This window comes from Lysobacter enzymogenes (genome assembly GCF_017168095.1).
Classification (GTDB): Bacteria; Pseudomonadota; Gammaproteobacteria; order Xanthomonadales; family Xanthomonadaceae; genus Lysobacter; species Lysobacter enzymogenes_D.
Map to the genome: position 1 here is coordinate 3546 of NZ_LXSD01000393.1, position 13606 is coordinate 17151.

At 69.8% G+C, this 13606-nt stretch carries 15 protein-coding genes, 1 pseudogene and 1 riboswitch; of the genes and pseudogenes, 10 read left to right on the plus strand and 6 right to left on the minus strand.

Translation table 11 applies throughout. The annotated features are described in order from the left end of the window. Window positions 1-114: 114 nt before the first annotated feature. From map to lpxO, 5 genes and pseudogenes are all read right to left on the minus strand, one after another. Window positions 115-855 carry a type I methionyl aminopeptidase gene (gene map / locus A7A76_RS16270; RefSeq protein WP_206412174.1) on the minus strand — a complete coding sequence of 247 codons (741 nt, stop codon included), beginning with the start codon at window positions 853-855 and terminating at the stop codon, window positions 115-117. Between the two features lie 71 nt (window positions 856-926). Next, window positions 927-1127 carry a YqaE/Pmp3 family membrane protein gene (locus tag A7A76_RS16275; protein ID WP_206412175.1) on the minus strand — a complete coding sequence of 67 codons (201 nt, stop codon included), beginning with the start codon at window positions 1125-1127 and terminating at the stop codon, window positions 927-929. A 139-nt stretch (window positions 1128-1266) separates the two neighbouring features. After that, window positions 1267-2928 (minus strand): energy-dependent translational throttle protein EttA, encoded by a 1662-nt coding sequence (gene ettA, locus A7A76_RS16280; protein WP_206412176.1) that lies wholly within the window; start codon window positions 2926-2928, stop codon window positions 1267-1269. A 174-nt stretch (window positions 2929-3102) separates the two neighbouring features. Continuing rightward, window positions 3103-3186 (minus strand): annotated as a pseudogene (locus tag A7A76_RS26750) (DUF6053 domain-containing protein); the annotation flags it as partial. A 24-nt stretch (window positions 3187-3210) separates the two neighbouring features. Then, the gene (lpxO, locus tag A7A76_RS16285; RefSeq protein ID WP_206412177.1) at window positions 3211-4113 is read right to left on the minus strand and encodes a lipid A hydroxylase LpxO; all 903 of its coding nucleotides are present in this window, start codon (window positions 4111-4113) and stop codon (window positions 3211-3213) included. Window positions 4114-4435: 322 nt separating this feature from the next. On the opposite strand from lpxO, the gene glyA reads away from it, so the two are divergent. From glyA to A7A76_RS16310, 5 genes are all read left to right on the plus strand, one after another. Then, the gene (gene glyA, locus A7A76_RS16290) at window positions 4436-5725 is read left to right on the plus strand and encodes a serine hydroxymethyltransferase (protein ID WP_206412178.1); all 1290 of its coding nucleotides are present in this window, start codon (window positions 4436-4438) and stop codon (window positions 5723-5725) included. A gap of 153 nt (window positions 5726-5878) precedes the next feature. Then, window positions 5879-6394 (plus strand): transcriptional regulator NrdR, encoded by a 516-nt coding sequence (gene nrdR, locus A7A76_RS16295; RefSeq protein WP_206412179.1) that lies wholly within the window; start codon window positions 5879-5881, stop codon window positions 6392-6394. Between the two features lie 10 nt (window positions 6395-6404). Continuing rightward, the gene (locus A7A76_RS16300; protein WP_206412180.1) at window positions 6405-6887 is read left to right on the plus strand and encodes an NfeD family protein; all 483 of its coding nucleotides are present in this window, start codon (window positions 6405-6407) and stop codon (window positions 6885-6887) included. Then, a complete protein-coding gene (gene ribD / locus A7A76_RS16305) occupies window positions 6884-7975 on the plus strand; it encodes a bifunctional diaminohydroxyphosphoribosylaminopyrimidine deaminase/5-amino-6-(5-phosphoribosylamino)uracil reductase RibD (protein ID WP_206412181.1) in 1092 nt (363 codons plus the stop codon). The genes A7A76_RS16300 and ribD overlap by 4 nt, the downstream gene beginning before the upstream one ends. A gap of 108 nt (window positions 7976-8083) precedes the next feature. Beyond that, window positions 8084-8860 carry a class I SAM-dependent methyltransferase gene (locus A7A76_RS16310; RefSeq protein ID WP_206412182.1) on the plus strand — a complete coding sequence of 259 codons (777 nt, stop codon included), beginning with the start codon at window positions 8084-8086 and terminating at the stop codon, window positions 8858-8860. Here the strand turns inward: A7A76_RS16310 and A7A76_RS26755 are convergent. After that, on the minus strand, window positions 8758-9000 hold the full coding sequence (locus A7A76_RS26755; RefSeq protein WP_428995175.1) for a DUF6053 domain-containing protein: 243 nt from the start codon (window positions 8998-9000) through the stop codon (window positions 8758-8760). The genes A7A76_RS16310 and A7A76_RS26755 overlap by 103 nt on opposite strands. A 163-nt stretch (window positions 9001-9163) precedes the next feature. Further along, window positions 9164-9350, plus strand: a riboswitch (FMN riboswitch). A gap of 172 nt (window positions 9351-9522) precedes the next feature. Between A7A76_RS26755 and A7A76_RS16315 the strand changes: the two genes are divergently transcribed. The 5 genes from A7A76_RS16315 to A7A76_RS16335 all read left to right on the plus strand — a co-directional run. Next, on the plus strand, window positions 9523-10140 hold the full coding sequence (locus A7A76_RS16315; RefSeq protein WP_206412183.1) for a riboflavin synthase: 618 nt from the start codon (window positions 9523-9525) through the stop codon (window positions 10138-10140). Continuing rightward, entirely contained in the window at window positions 10137-11291 is a 1155-nt protein-coding gene (gene ribB, locus A7A76_RS16320; protein WP_206412184.1) for a 3,4-dihydroxy-2-butanone-4-phosphate synthase, read from the plus strand. The genes A7A76_RS16315 and ribB overlap by 4 nt, the downstream gene beginning before the upstream one ends. Before the next feature lie 568 nt (window positions 11292-11859). Beyond that, entirely contained in the window at window positions 11860-12327 is a 468-nt protein-coding gene (gene ribH / locus A7A76_RS16325; RefSeq protein WP_206412185.1) for a 6,7-dimethyl-8-ribityllumazine synthase, read from the plus strand. Beyond that, complete coding sequence (gene nusB, locus A7A76_RS16330; protein ID WP_206412186.1) at window positions 12324-12794, plus strand: transcription antitermination factor NusB; 471 nt, start codon at window positions 12324-12326, stop codon at window positions 12792-12794. The genes ribH and nusB overlap by 4 nt, the downstream gene beginning before the upstream one ends. Before the next feature lie 195 nt (window positions 12795-12989). Then, a partial coding sequence (locus A7A76_RS16335) for an AIR synthase related protein (protein ID WP_241200988.1) occupies window positions 12990-13606 on the plus strand: 617 nt, incomplete at its 3' end.

Genomic DNA, 13606 nt, shown 5'->3' on the forward strand with positions numbered 1-13606 from the left:
TTTGGAGTGCGACGGCGGGGCTACGCAGTTTCGGTTGGATTCCGGCTTTCGCCGGAATGACGGCATGGAAGTTTTGCAATTTCCTAAGCGCTGCGGCGGGGCTTCGCGGCTTGGTCAAGTCACCACGATCGGCTCGCCCGACGTCACCACCACCGTATGCTCGAACTGCGCCGCGAAGCCGCGCCGGCAGATCATCGCCCAGCCGTCCGCGCCCTCGTCGGTGTGGGTGCAGTGGGTGGCCAGGAACGGTTCGATGGTGATCACCATGCCTTCGTGCAGGCGGCGGGTGTCGCGCGGGTCGTAGTAGCCGGGAATGTTGCCGGGCGCCTCGTGCAGGGCGCGGCCGACGCCGTGGCTGCCGAGGTTGCGGATCACCCGCAGCCCGTGGCGCGCGGCCACCGCTTCGACGGTGCGGCCGATGCTGTTGATGAGGTTGCCCGCGCGCAATTGCGCGATGGCGGCGTCGCGCGCTTCCAGGGTCGCGTCCAGCAGCTTGCGCTGGGTCGCGTTGGGTTGCGCGCCGACCACGAAGCTGCCGCCGGTGTCGGCGAAATAGCCGTCCAGTTCGGCCGACACGTCGATGTTGACCAGATCGCCCTCGCGCAGCACGGTGCCGTCGGGAATGCCGTGGGCGGCGACCTCGTTGATGCTGATGCAGGTCGCGCCGGGAAAGTCGTAGGTCAGCTGCGGCGCCGAGCGCGCGCCGGCCTCGCGCAGCATCGCCGCGCCGATTGCGTCGAGCTCGCGCGAGACCGCGCCGGGCACGGCCGCCTCGCGCATCGTCGTCAGGATCGAAGACACCAGCGCGCCGGCGCGGCGCAGGCCTTCGAGTTCGAATGCGTGCATCAGGGTCATAGCGGCATCCTCGGTCTGCGCGGCGGGCGCGCAGGCGTTCAGGGCGGTGGGCGTCGTCGCCTCGTCGCGGTTCAGGCCCGCCCGCGTTCGTTCAGGGCCTTGCGGATCTTCTCGTCGGTCTTGTACTGGCTCAGCGCGTATACCGCCCAGATCGCCGCCGGCAACCAGCCGATCAAGGTGATCTGCAGGATCAGGCAGACGATGCCGGCCAAGGGCCGCCCGATGGTGAAGAACACCAGGAACGGCAGGAAAATGGCAATGATCAGTCGCATGCATCGGCTCCTTCCGCCGGGCGGCGCAGCGGCGCGAGCCGTGTCCGCGAGCTATAAAAAAACCGGCCGCGCCCGTCGTGAAGGGAGCGCGGCCGGCTTGTCTACTTTACCGCAGGCCGCCAAGGCGTCCGGGGGCGGCTTACTTCAGCGCCTTGAACCGCAGACGGTGCGGCTTGGCACCTTCCTCGCCCAGACGGCGCTTCTTGTCCTCTTCGTACTCGCGGTAGTTGCCCTGGAAGAACTCCACGTGCGAGTCGCCTTCGAAGGCGAGGATGTGGGTGGCGATGCGGTCGAGGAACCAGCGGTCGTGCGAGATCACGAAGGTGTTGCCCGGGAATTCGAGCAACGCGTCTTCCAGCGCGCGCAGGGTTTCCACGTCGAGGTCGTTGGACGGTTCGTCGAGCAGCAGCACGTTGCCGCCCTGCAGCAGGGTCTTGGCCAGGTGCAGGCGGCCGCGTTCGCCGCCGGACAGGCTGCCGACCATCTTCTGCTGGTCCTGGCCCTTGAAGTTGAAGCGGCCGATGTAGGCGCGCGACTGGATCTCGATGCCGTTGATGTTGAGGATGTCCAGGCCGCCGGAGACTTCGTGGAAGACGTTGTGGTTGCCTTCCAGCTTGTCGCGGCTCTGGTCCACATAGGCCAGCTTGACGGTCGGGCCCATGTCGATCTCGCCCGAGTCGGGCTTCTCCTGGCCGATGATCATCTTGAACAGGGTCGACTTGCCGGCGCCGTTGGGGCCGATGATGCCGACGATCGCGCCCGGCGGCACGACGAAGCTCAGGTTGTCGATCAGCAGGCGCTCGCCGAACTTCTTGGAGACGTTCTTGAACTCCATCACCTTGTTGCCCAGGCGCTCGCCCGGCGGGATGAAGATTTCGTTGGTCTCCTGGCGGCGCTGGTAGTCCACCGCCTGCAGCTCTTCGATCCGGGCCAGGCGCGCCTTGCCCTTGGAGCGGCCGCCCTTGGCGTTCTGGCGGGCCCACTCGAGTTCCTTCTGGATCGCCTTCTGGCGGGCCTTTTCCTGATTGTCTTCCTGCTTCAGGCGCTCGTCCTTCTGCACCAGCCAATCGGTGTAGTTGCCCTTCCACGGGATGCCGCGGCCGCGGTCGAGTTCGAGGATCCACTCGGCGGCGTTGTCGAGGAAGTAGCGATCGTGGGTGACCGCAACCACGGTGCCGGTGTAGCGGGCGAGGAACTGTTCCAGCCATTCCACCGATTCGGCGTCGAGGTGGTTGGTCGGTTCGTCGAGCAGCAGCATGTCGGGCTTCTGCAGCAGCAGGCGGCACAGCGCGACGCGGCGCTTCTCGCCGCCGGACAGGTTGCCGACCTTGGCCTCCCACGGCGGCAGGCGCAGCGCGTCGGCGGCGACTTCGAGCTGGTTTTCCAGGGTGTGGGCGTCGCCGGCGGCGAGGATCGCCTCCAGCCGCTCCTGTTCCTTGGCCAGCGCGTCGAAGTCGGCGCCGTCCTCGGCGTAGGCGGCGTAGATCGCGTCGAGCGCGGCCTGGGCGTTGAGCACTTCGCCGACGCCTTCCTCGACCGCTTCGCGCACGGTCTTTTCCGGATCGATCTGCGGTTCCTGCGGCAGGTAGCCGACCTTGATGCCGGTGGCCGGACGCGCCTCGCCGGTGAAGTCGGTATCGACGCCGGCCATGATCTTGAGCACGGTCGACTTGCCCGCGCCGTTCAGGCCGAGCAGGCCGATCTTGGCGCCCGGGAAGAACGACAGCGAGATGTCCTTGATGATCTGACGCTTCGGCGGCACGGTCTTGCTGACGCCGTTCATGGTGTAGATGTATTGCATGCGGACTCCGAAGCAGAGGCGCGCCTGGCGGGCCCGGAAGGGGCCGCGGGGCAGGGCGGGGGGCGTTGCGAACAGCCGATTATCCCGCAGCCGGGGGGCGGGTTCCAGCGCGGGAGCGCGGAGGGAAGGTGAATCCGGGGGCGTCGGCCCGCTTGGACAGCCGGGGCGGGCTCCTGTGGGAGGGCCTTCAGGCCCGATGCTCTTGTCTCGGGTCGCGGCGATCTGAGCGGAAAGCATCGGGCCTGAAGGCCCTCTCACAGGAGCCCATCGGCCCGGCCGGCCTTACAGCCAGACGATCAGCGCGATTACCGCGACGACGAAGGCGTACTTGAAGAAATAGTACGTCCCCTTGCTGCGCTCCTTCAGCGCCTTGGACTTGAGCCGCAGGGCGTAGAAGTACTTGAAGAGCTTGTTGATCGCGCCGGTCTTGTCGCCCTCGCTGTTGGGCGAGGCGCCGGCGGCGATCAGGCGCCTGGCGATGAAGCGGTTGAGCCCGCGCGCCCAGCCGAAGCGCATCGGCCGCTCGATGTCGCAGAACAGGATGATGCGGTTGTGCTGCGAGCCGTTCTGCGCCCAGTGGATGTAGGTCTCGTCGAACATGGTCCATTCGCCGTCGCGCCAGCTGTAGCGCTGGCCGTCGACGTCGATGAAGCAGGCGTCGTCGTTCGGCGTTTCCAGGCCCAGGTGCAGGCGCAGCGAGCCCGCATACGGGTCGCGGTGCGGGCGCAGCTCGCTGCCCGGCGGCAGTTCGGTGAACATCGCCGCCTTGACGCTGGGCACCTCGCGCAGCAACTGGGTGGTGACCGGGCACAGCTCGGCGGCCGAGGGGTGGGCCTCGTCGTACCACTTCAGGTAGAAGCGTTTCCAGCCGCGGCGGAAGAACGAGTTGAAGCCGACGTCGTTGTACTGGTCGGCGGCCTTGATCTGCTGCATCTCGCGCAGGTGCAGGGCCTCGGCGCGGACTTCCTTCCAGCGCGCGCGCAGCGGTTCGAGTTCGGGGAAATGCTGCTCCGGGGTCAGGAACGGCGTGGTCGGCACGCGCGAGCAGGCGTACATCAGCACGTTGATGGGGGCCATGAACGTGGAGTGGTCCAGCAGCTGCCGGCCCAGGCGATGGCGCACCCGGCCGCGGAAATGCACGTAGACGGCGGCGGCCAGGAACAGGAAAACGAAGACCCATTTCACGGTCGGGGCATCCAAGGACGAACGGGCCGGCCGGGCGGCGGCGGGCCGGGAGGTGGGGAGGGCGGGGCCATTGTCCGCCCCGGGCAGGGCCGGCGCGAGCCGCGCTTTGGCGGTTGGCCGCCATACGCCCCTAGGCTAACATTTCAAGTCTTACGTCAAGCCGCCCGGGCCGGTTCAGGCACTCGGGCCGCGCTGCGGAGATGGGCCGCCCGGTCCGAGATTTCAAGCCCGGGCGGGCCGTCCGCGCGCTGTCCGGGCCCGTGGGCGGCCTGGCGCGAGTCCTCCCCCCTCCCGTCCGCTCAACTTCTCCCCGAGGCCGCGAATGTTCCCCAGCACCACCCGTATTGCCGGATTCGACGACGAACTCGCCCAGGCCATCGCCGACGAGGCCCGCCGCCAGGAAGACCACGTCGAGCTGATCGCCTCGGAGAACTACGCCAGCCCGCGCGTGCTGGAAGCCCAGGGCAGCGTGCTGACCAACAAGTACGCCGAGGGCTATCCGGGCAAGCGCTATTACGGCGGTTGCGAATACGTCGACATCGCCGAGCAGTTGGCAATCGACCGGGTCAAGGAACTCTACGGCGCCGACTACGGCAACGTGCAGCCGCATTCGGGCTCGCAGGCCAACCAGGCGGTGTACTTCGCCCTGCTCAATCCCGGCGACACCATCCTCGGCATGAGCCTGGCCCACGGCGGCCACCTCACCCACGGCGCCAAGGTCAACGCCTCGGGCAAGCTGTTCAACGCCGTGCAGTACGGCGTCAACGATCAGGGCCTGATCGATTACGACGAAGTCGAGCGCCTGGCCCTGGAGCACAAGCCGAAGATGGTCGTGGCCGGCTTCAGCGCGTATTCGCAGGTGGTGGACTGGGCGCGCTTCCGCGCCATCGCCGACAAGATCGGCGCGTATCTGTTCGTCGACATGGCCCACGTCGCCGGCCTGATCGCCGCCGGCGTCTATCCGAGCCCGGTGCCGCACGCGCACGTGGTCACCTCGACCACCCACAAGACCCTGCGCGGCCCGCGCGGCGGCATCATCGTGGCCAAGCGCTGGGACGGCGCGGTCGGCGCCGGCGAGGGCGCGGTGGATTTCGACGAAATGCAGAAGAAGCTGCAGAGCATCGTCTTCCCGGGCATCCAGGGCGGCCCGCTGATGCACGTGATCGCGGCCAAGGCGGTGGCGTTCAAGGAAGCGCTGCAGCCGGAGTTCAAGGACTACCAGGCGCAGGTGGTCAAGAACGCCCAGGCCATGGCCAAGACCATCATCGCGCGCGGCTACAAGATCGTCTCCGGCGGCACCCAGAACCACCTGATGCTGGTCGACATGATCGGCAAGGGCATCACCGGCAAGGACGCGGAAGCCGCGCTCGGCCGCGCCCACATCACCGTCAACAAGAACGCCGTGCCGAACGACCCGCAGAAGCCGTTCGTGACCTCGGGCCTGCGCATCGGCACCCCGGCCGTGACCACCCGCGGCTACAAGGAAGCCGACTGCGTGGCCTTGGCCGAGTGGATCTGCGATGTGCTCGACAACCCGAAGGACGAGAAGGTCATCGCCGGGGTGCGCGAGAACGTGACCAAGCAGTGCGCGCAGTTTCCGGTGTACGGCTGAAAGCGAGGAGTGAGCGATGAGAAGTGAGGAGCGAGAGCAAGCCGCTTCGTCGCATCAGATCGCCCGCACGCCCCGCAGTGAGAGGTCGCGCGCCCAAGCGCGCGGCTTTTTTCCTCTATTTCCTCACTCCTCTCCGCTATCTCCTAGGCTTCCATGCATTGCCCCTTCTGCCAGCACCACGACACCCGCGTGATCGACTCGCGCGTGTCCGACGACGGCGCCACCATCCGCCGCCGGCGCGTGTGCGAGGCCTGCGGCGAGCGCTTCAGCACGATCGAGACGATCGAGCTGAAGCTGCCGGTCATCATCAAGGGCGACGGCCGCCGCGAGGCGTTCGATGCGCGCAAGCTGCGCGCCGGCTTCGACCGCGCGCTGCAGAAGCGGCCGGTGGCGGAGGAGCAGATCGAAGCGGCGGTGCGCGCGGTCGTGCACCAGCTGCGCATGACCGCCGAGCGCGAGCTGGCCTCGCGCCGGGTCGGCGAGTTCGTCATGGCCGAGCTGCGCAAGCTCGATCATGTGGGCTACGTGCGTTTCGCCTCGGTGTACCGCTCGTTCGAGGACGTGGCCGATTTCCGCGAAGAACTCGACCGGCTCGAACGTGATGCGCCCGGCGACGGGCAGTTGCCGTTGCTGGGCGACGAGCCGGCATCGGACCGTAAGCGCCGCTGACGGCAACGGCATGGCGGCGCCCATACGCTACCGCTTCCTGCGCTCACGTTTGCGCAACCACTACTTCTCGCTCTGGATCACGTTCGCGGCGGTGTTGGCGGGGATCGCGGCGTACGCGTGGTTCAACTGGGCGCCGGGCCAGGACCATCTGATCTGGCTGACGCTCGCGTGGGCGGCGTTTTCGTTGCTGCTCTGGCTGGGTTCGCGCCGCGCCGAAGCCCGGCATTGGCGCTTGTTCAACGGGCTGAGCTATTGGTTCGAGGACGGGCGCCTGCACGGCGAGGGGCCGATCAACGGCGCAGTGGATCTGAGCCGGGTGCGCAAGGTGAACGTCTTCGTTTCGCGCGGTGTCGTCGACCGTCTGGCGATATGGTTCGACCAGGATACGACCCCGATACTGATCGTCGGCATCGACCGGCCGGAGGCGTTCGCGTCCGAACTGCGCCGCCATGCGCCACGCGCGCGCTACGAAACCGTAAAGGACTGGTTATGACCGACTTCACCGCCACCGACCACGCCCACATGGCCCGCGCCCTGCGCCTGGCCGAGAAGGGCGCCTACACCGCCCGCCCCAATCCGATGGTCGGCTGCGTGATCGCGCACGGCGACGAGGTCGTCGGCGAAGGCTGGCACGAGCGCGCCGGCGAACCGCACGCGGAAGTCCACGCGCTGCGCGGCGCCGGCGAACGCGCGCGCGGCGCCACCGCGTACGTCACCCTCGAACCCTGCGCGCACACCGGCCGCACCGGCCCGTGCAGCGAGGCCTTGATCGAAGCCGGCGTGGCGCGCGTGGTCGCGGCGATGCGCGATCCGTTCCCGCAGGTCGACGGCGCCGGTTTCGCCAGGCTGCAGGCCGCGGGCATCGCGGTGAGCAGCGGCTTGATGCAAGCGCAGGCGCGCGCGCTCAATCGCGGGTTTCTGTCGCGCATCGAGCGCGGCCGGCCGTGGCTGCGGGTCAAGCTGGCGGCGAGCCTGGACGGGCGCAGCGCGCTGGCCAGCGGCGAATCCAAGTGGATCAGCGGCGAAGCTTCGCGCCAGGACGTGCAGCATTGGCGCGCGCGCGCCGGCGCCATCGTCACCGGCGCCGGCACGGTGCTGGCCGACGATCCCTCGCTGACCGTGCGCCTGGGCGACGCGACGCCGTTCATGGCGCCGCTGCGGGTCGTGCTCGATCCGGGCCTGGCCACCGTCGCGCGCGGCCGCGTGCGCGAGGGCGACGCGCCCACCTTGTACCTGCACGCGCCCGACGCCAAACCGCCGCGCGGCCTCGACGCGCAAGTCGCCGCGGTGCCGGTGCGCGAAGGCCGCATCGACCTGGAGGCGGTGCTGCGGCTGCTGGCCGGGCGCGGCGTCAACGAAATCCAGCTCGAAGCCGGCGCGACCCTGGCCGGCGCGTTCCTGCGCGAAGGCCTGGTCGACGAGGTGCTGCTGTACGTGGCGCCGGTGCTGCTCGGCGAAACCGCGCGGCCGCTGTTCGACGGCCTCGGCATCGAGGCGATGAGCCGCAAGTTCCAGCTCGATGTGATCGACGTGCGCCGGCTCGGCGAAGACACCCGCGTGCTGCTGCGGCCCAGGAACTGAGAAGCGAGCGCAGACAGTGAGGCGCGAGCGAAAGCGCGAGCGGCGAAGAAGGCGCACACTGCCTCTGCTTTCGCTCGCTCCTCACTCCTCTCCGCTCACGCCTGCCTTATGAGCCGCAACGAGTTCAAGGATCACTTCTCCGCCATCGCCGACAGCTACGCGACGGCGCGCCCCGAATACCCCGACGCCTTGTTCGACGCCATCGCCGCGCACGTGCCGGCGCAGGCCGAGGTGTGGGAGCCCGGCTGCGGCAGCGGCCAAGCCACGCGCGGGCTGGCCGCGCGCTGGGCGCGCGTGCACGCCAGCGACCCGAGCGCGCAGCAGCTCGAGCGCCATTGGGCGCACGCGGACTCGCTGCGCGGCGAGGGCCGGGTGCGCCTGAGCGTGGCGCCGGGCGAGCGTTGCGATCTCGACGACGGCAGCGTCGGCCTGGTCGCCGTGGCCCAGGCGCTGCATTGGTTCGAGCGCGAGCGCTTCTTCGCCGAATGCGCGCGCGTGCTCGCGCCCGGCGGCGTGCTGGCGGCATGGAGCTACGGCGATTTCGTCGTTCCCGACGGCATGGACGCGGCGGTGTCGGCGTTGCGCGCCGACATAGACGGCTATTGGCAGCGCGAGAACTTCGAAGTGCGCGACGGCTACGCCGGCTACGACTGGCCGTTCGAAGCGCTGCCGGCGCCGGCGTTGTGGCTCGGCGTGCGCTGGGGCTTGTCGCGTTTTCTGGGCTATCTGAATTCGCTGTCGGCGAGCGAGCGCTGCAAGGTCGCCACCGGCGAGGATCCGGTCTACGCCCACCGCGCCGCGCTGACCCGGGCCTGGGGGCCGGCGGACAGCGAACGCGAGCTGCGTTGGCCGCTAATTCTGCATCTGTGCCGCAAGCCGCTGTAAGCCGGCGGCGCGGCCCGTGGCTTGAAGGCCAAGGCTCGTGTGGGAGGGCCTTCAGGCCCGATGCTTTTGTTGCAGATGGCCGCGATCTGAGAGAAAAGCATCGGGCCTGAAGGCCCGCCCACAAAGAAAAAGCGCCCCACAAGAGCTCGGGCCCTCAGACCGGAGCCCCCGCAGCCACCCGCGCCCGCCCGCCGTCCCGCCCACGCAACGCAGCGTCCGCCCGCTCCCGGCGGCTTCGGACAACCGGCCGCCCGTCCCCCGGGTGCTAAACTGCGCCCCGCCGGCCCTGGCCGGCACCACCAGTAACGTCTTCAGGGCGGGGCGAAATTCCCCACCGGCGGTAGGCGCCTTGCGCGCGAGCCCGCGAGCGCCCGGGCGGTCCGGTTTTCCGGCGGGAACCTCCCGGCCCGAAAAACCGCGCCGCGCGGGGTCAGCAGATCCGGTCCAATTCCGGAGCCGACGGTCACAGTCCGGATGAAAGAAGACGGCTGCGCGCGAGCCCGTCCGCGAGGACGGGCGAGTCCTGCTCCCGCGGCCCCGCGCCGCGCGTCGTGCGTCGTCCTCGAAGCCTTGAGGCGTTTTTCGCTCACCACTTGCGGGAAACGTTTCATGACCACTCTCCATCGCAGCATGGCATCGGCCCTCCGCCCGGAGGCGCGCTGATGTTCACCGGCATCATCGAAGGCGTCGGCCGCCTGCAGTCCGTCCAGCCCCTCGGCGGCGACGTGCGCCTGCGCATCGCCACCGGCAGCCTGGATTTCTCCCAGCCCAAGCTCGGCGAAAGCATCGCCGTCAACGGCGTGTGCCTGACCGTGATCGCGTTCGGCGCGGACTGGTACGACGCCGACGCGTCCACCGAAACCCTGGCGCTGACCACGCTCGGCGCGCTGCAGCCCGGCGCCAAGGTCAACCTGGAGCGCGCGATGCGGCCCAGCGACCGGCTCGGCGGGCATCTGGTCAGCGGCCACGTCGACGGCGTCGGCGCGGTCGAATCGGTGCGCGAGGACGCGCGCGCGCAGCGCTGGCGCTTCCGCGCGCCGGCGCCGCTGCTGCGCTACATCGCCAAGAAGGGTTCGATCTGCGTCGACGGCGTCAGCCTGACCGTCAACGAAGTCGACAGCGAAGGCTTCGAAGTCGCATTGATCCCGCACACCGTCGCCAACACCGCGTTTTCCGACACGGCGGTCGGCGCGCCGGTGAACCTGGAGATCGATCTGGTCGCGCGTTACGTCGAGCGCCTGCTCGGCGAGCGGCCCGCCGCCGCGGAGGCTTCGGCATGAGTTTCGCCACGGTTCCCGAATTGTTGGAAGAAATCCGCGCCGGCCGCATGGTCGTGATCGTCGACGACGAGGACCGCGAGAACGAAGGCGACCTGATCATGGCCGCCGAGCTGGTGCGCCCGGCCGACATCAACTTCATGGTCACCCACGCCCGCGGCCTAGTGTGCCTGTCGCTGATGCGCGAGCGCTGCCTGCAGCTCGGCCTCGGCCCGATGGTGCGCGACAACACCTCGCCGCACCACACCAACTTCACCGTCAGCATCGAGGCGGCCGAGGGCGTCACCACCGGCATTTCCGCCTACGACCGCGCCCACACCGTGCGCACCGCGGTGCGGCCGGACGCCAGGCCGTCGGACCTGGCTCAGCCCGGCCACATCTTCCCGCTGATGTCGCAGCCCGGCGGCGTGCTCAGCCGCGCCGGCCACACCGAGGCGGCCAGCGACCTGGCGATGCTGGCGGGCCTGGAGCCGGCCGGCGTGCTGGTCGAAGTGCTCAACCCCGACGGCAGCATGGCGCGGCGGCCGGAACTGGAGAAGTTCGCCGCCGAACACGGCTTGAAGATCGGCTCGATCGAGGAGCTGATCCGCTATCGCCTCGCCACCGAGCACACGGTCGAGCGCGTGGATTCGCGCCGGATCGAGACCGAGCACGGCCCGTTCCAGTTGCTGAGCTACCGCGACCGGCTGACCCGCGCGGTGCACTTCGCCCTGCAGCGCGGCGAGCCCGACGCGGCGCAGCCGACCCTGGTGCGCGTGCACATGCAGAACCCGCTGGCCGACGCGCTGCACTGGCGCCGGCCCGACTTCGGCCCGGCGGTCGGCGACGTGCTCGCCGCGATCGCGCGCGAAGGCCGCGGCGCGCTGGTGCTGCTGTCCGATCATGCCGACCCCGACGCGCTGCTGGCGCGGGTGCGCGAGCAGCCCGGCGCGCACGAGCCGCACGCCGAAAGCGACGCCCACGACGCCGCCGCGCCGCCGCCGACCCGCGGCCACGCCCTGGCCGAATGGCGCCGCAACGGCGCCGGCGGCCAGATCCTGGCCGACCTGGGCCTGGGCAAGCTGCGCGTGCTCGGCACCCCGCGCAAGCAGATCGGCCTGGCGGGGTTCGGGTTGGAGGTGGTGGAGTACGTGGATATCGCGACGTTGGGTTGAGGGCTGAGGCAACGGCCGAGGCCGCCAGTCGCTGCGTCCTTTCCTGGCGTCATCCCCGCGAAGGCGGGGATCCAGAGCCTTCGGCGCCATCGTCCCGGATCGGCCTTCCGGCGGCCGCGTCCAAAGCGTGGGCTTCCGGGCCGCGTCGTCCCGGCTCTGGATTCCCGCCTTCGCGGGAATGACGGTAGGGAAGGACGCTGCTGCGGGCGGTCGGGGTGGGTCGCGTCATGCCACCTGTCGTCATCCCCGCGAACGCGGGGATCCAGAGCCTTCAGCGCCATCGTCCCGGATCGCCTTCCGGCGGCCGCGCCCAAAGCGTGGGCTTTCGGGCCGCGTCGTCCCGGCTCTGGATTCCCGCGTTCGCGGGAATGACGGTTGGGAGGGAGGCGACGCGGCTGGTTTGTGTGCGGCGGCCTTGGGTCCCCATCCCAGCGCTGGATTCCTGCCTGAGCGGTAAATACGGCCGAAAACCCCAGCGCGCACCACCCCAATCCCCCCGCAGCCCGCCATCGCCCCCCCAACCGGTAAACTAGTCCCCCCTTTCGCCCCAGCACAGCGACCCCCCGCCATGCCCCATTACGAAGGCGACCTGCGCAGCCCGCCGGGCGCGCGCTACGCCATCATCGCCAGCCGCTGGAACCCGCGCATCACCGATACCCTGGTGGCCGGCGCGCGCAAGACCTTCGCCGAGCACGGCATCGCCGAGGACGCCATCGACGTGATCCGCGTCCCCGGCGCCTGGGAACTGCCGGTGCTCGCGCGCCGCCTGGCCGTCGCCGGCCAGCACGCCGCGGTGGTCGCGCTGGGCTGCGTCGTGCGCGGCGACACCCGCCATTACGAGCAGGTCGCCGACGGCTGTTCCGACGGCCTGATGCAGGTCTCGCTCGACTTCGGCCTGCCGATCGCCAACGGCGTGCTCGCGGTGGAGCGCCACGAGGACGCGGAAAACCGCGCCGGCGGCAGCCACGGCAACAAGGGCGAGGAAGCGGCGCTGGCCGCATTGGAAATGAGTCACTTGCTGGAGCAACTGCCATGAATCGCCGCCGTCCCGATGGCATCGACCCCGTCGCGCGTTCGCGCGCCCGCCGCCGCGCCCTGCAGGCGATCTACGCCTGGCAGATGACCGGCACCAAGGCCGACGAGGTCATCGCCCAGTTCGCCCACGAACAGGCGCACGAAGTGGCCGACCTGGCCTATTTCGAAGACCTGGTGCGCGGCGTCGCCCGCCATCAGGCCGACGACCTCGACCCGGCGCTGACCCCGTTCCTCGACCGCGAGATCGAGCAGGTCGACGCGATCGAGCGCGCCGCGCTGCGCATCGCCGCCTACGAACTGCGCCACCGCCTGGACGTGCCGTACCGCGTGGTCATCAACGAGGCGATCGAATCGGTCAAGCGCTTCGGCGCCGAGCACGGCCACACCTACGTCAACGGCGTGCTCGACCGCGCCGCCGCGCAATGGCGGTCGGCTGAGGCGGCTGCGGCGGCGGCGAAGAAGCGTTGAGGCGGAGTTGGCGGATAGGAGATAGGAGATAGGAGATAGGAGATAGGAGATAGGAGATAGGAGATAGGAGAAGCGGTGCGACGCGGCTCGCATGGCGCGTCGAAGTCGAGCTCGGCTGGACGTCCCGCCCGCTTTTGCTTTCGCTAACTTCTAACTCCTAACCGCTAGCTCCTGCCGCTCCCCTACCGCAGCCCCATGACCGCCGAATTCGACCTCATCGCCCTGATCCGCGCGCGCGCCGCCGCGCTCGCGGACGAGCGCGGCGACGTCGTGCTCGGCATCGGCGACGACGCCGCGCTGCTGGCGCCGCCGCCGGGCCGGCAACTGGTCGCGGCCACCGACACGCTCAACAGCGGCGTGCATTTCGCCGCCGATGCGCAGGCCGCCGACATCGGCTGGAAAGCGCTCGCGGTGAACCTGTCCGACCTCGCCGCGATGGGCGCCGAGCCGGCCTGGTGCACCTTGTCGCTGTCGCTGCCCACGGGCGAGGCCGCCGCGCGCGCGGCCTTCGTCGAAGGCTTCGCCGACGGCTTCCTGGAACTGGCCGCGCGCCATCGCGTCGCCCTGGTCGGCGGCGACACCACGCGCGGGCCGCTGTCGGTGTGCGTGACCGTGCTCGGCTTCGTCGAGCCCGGCTGGGCGCTGCGCCGCGACGCGGCGCGCGTGGACGACGACATCTGGGCGACCGGCACGCTCGGCGACGCCGGCGCCGCGCTCGCGCTCGACGGCGTCGAGGGGTATCGCGAATTCGCCGTGCGCCGCATCGACGGCGCCGACGCCGATCCCGCCGTCGCCAGCGCGCGCCTGCACGA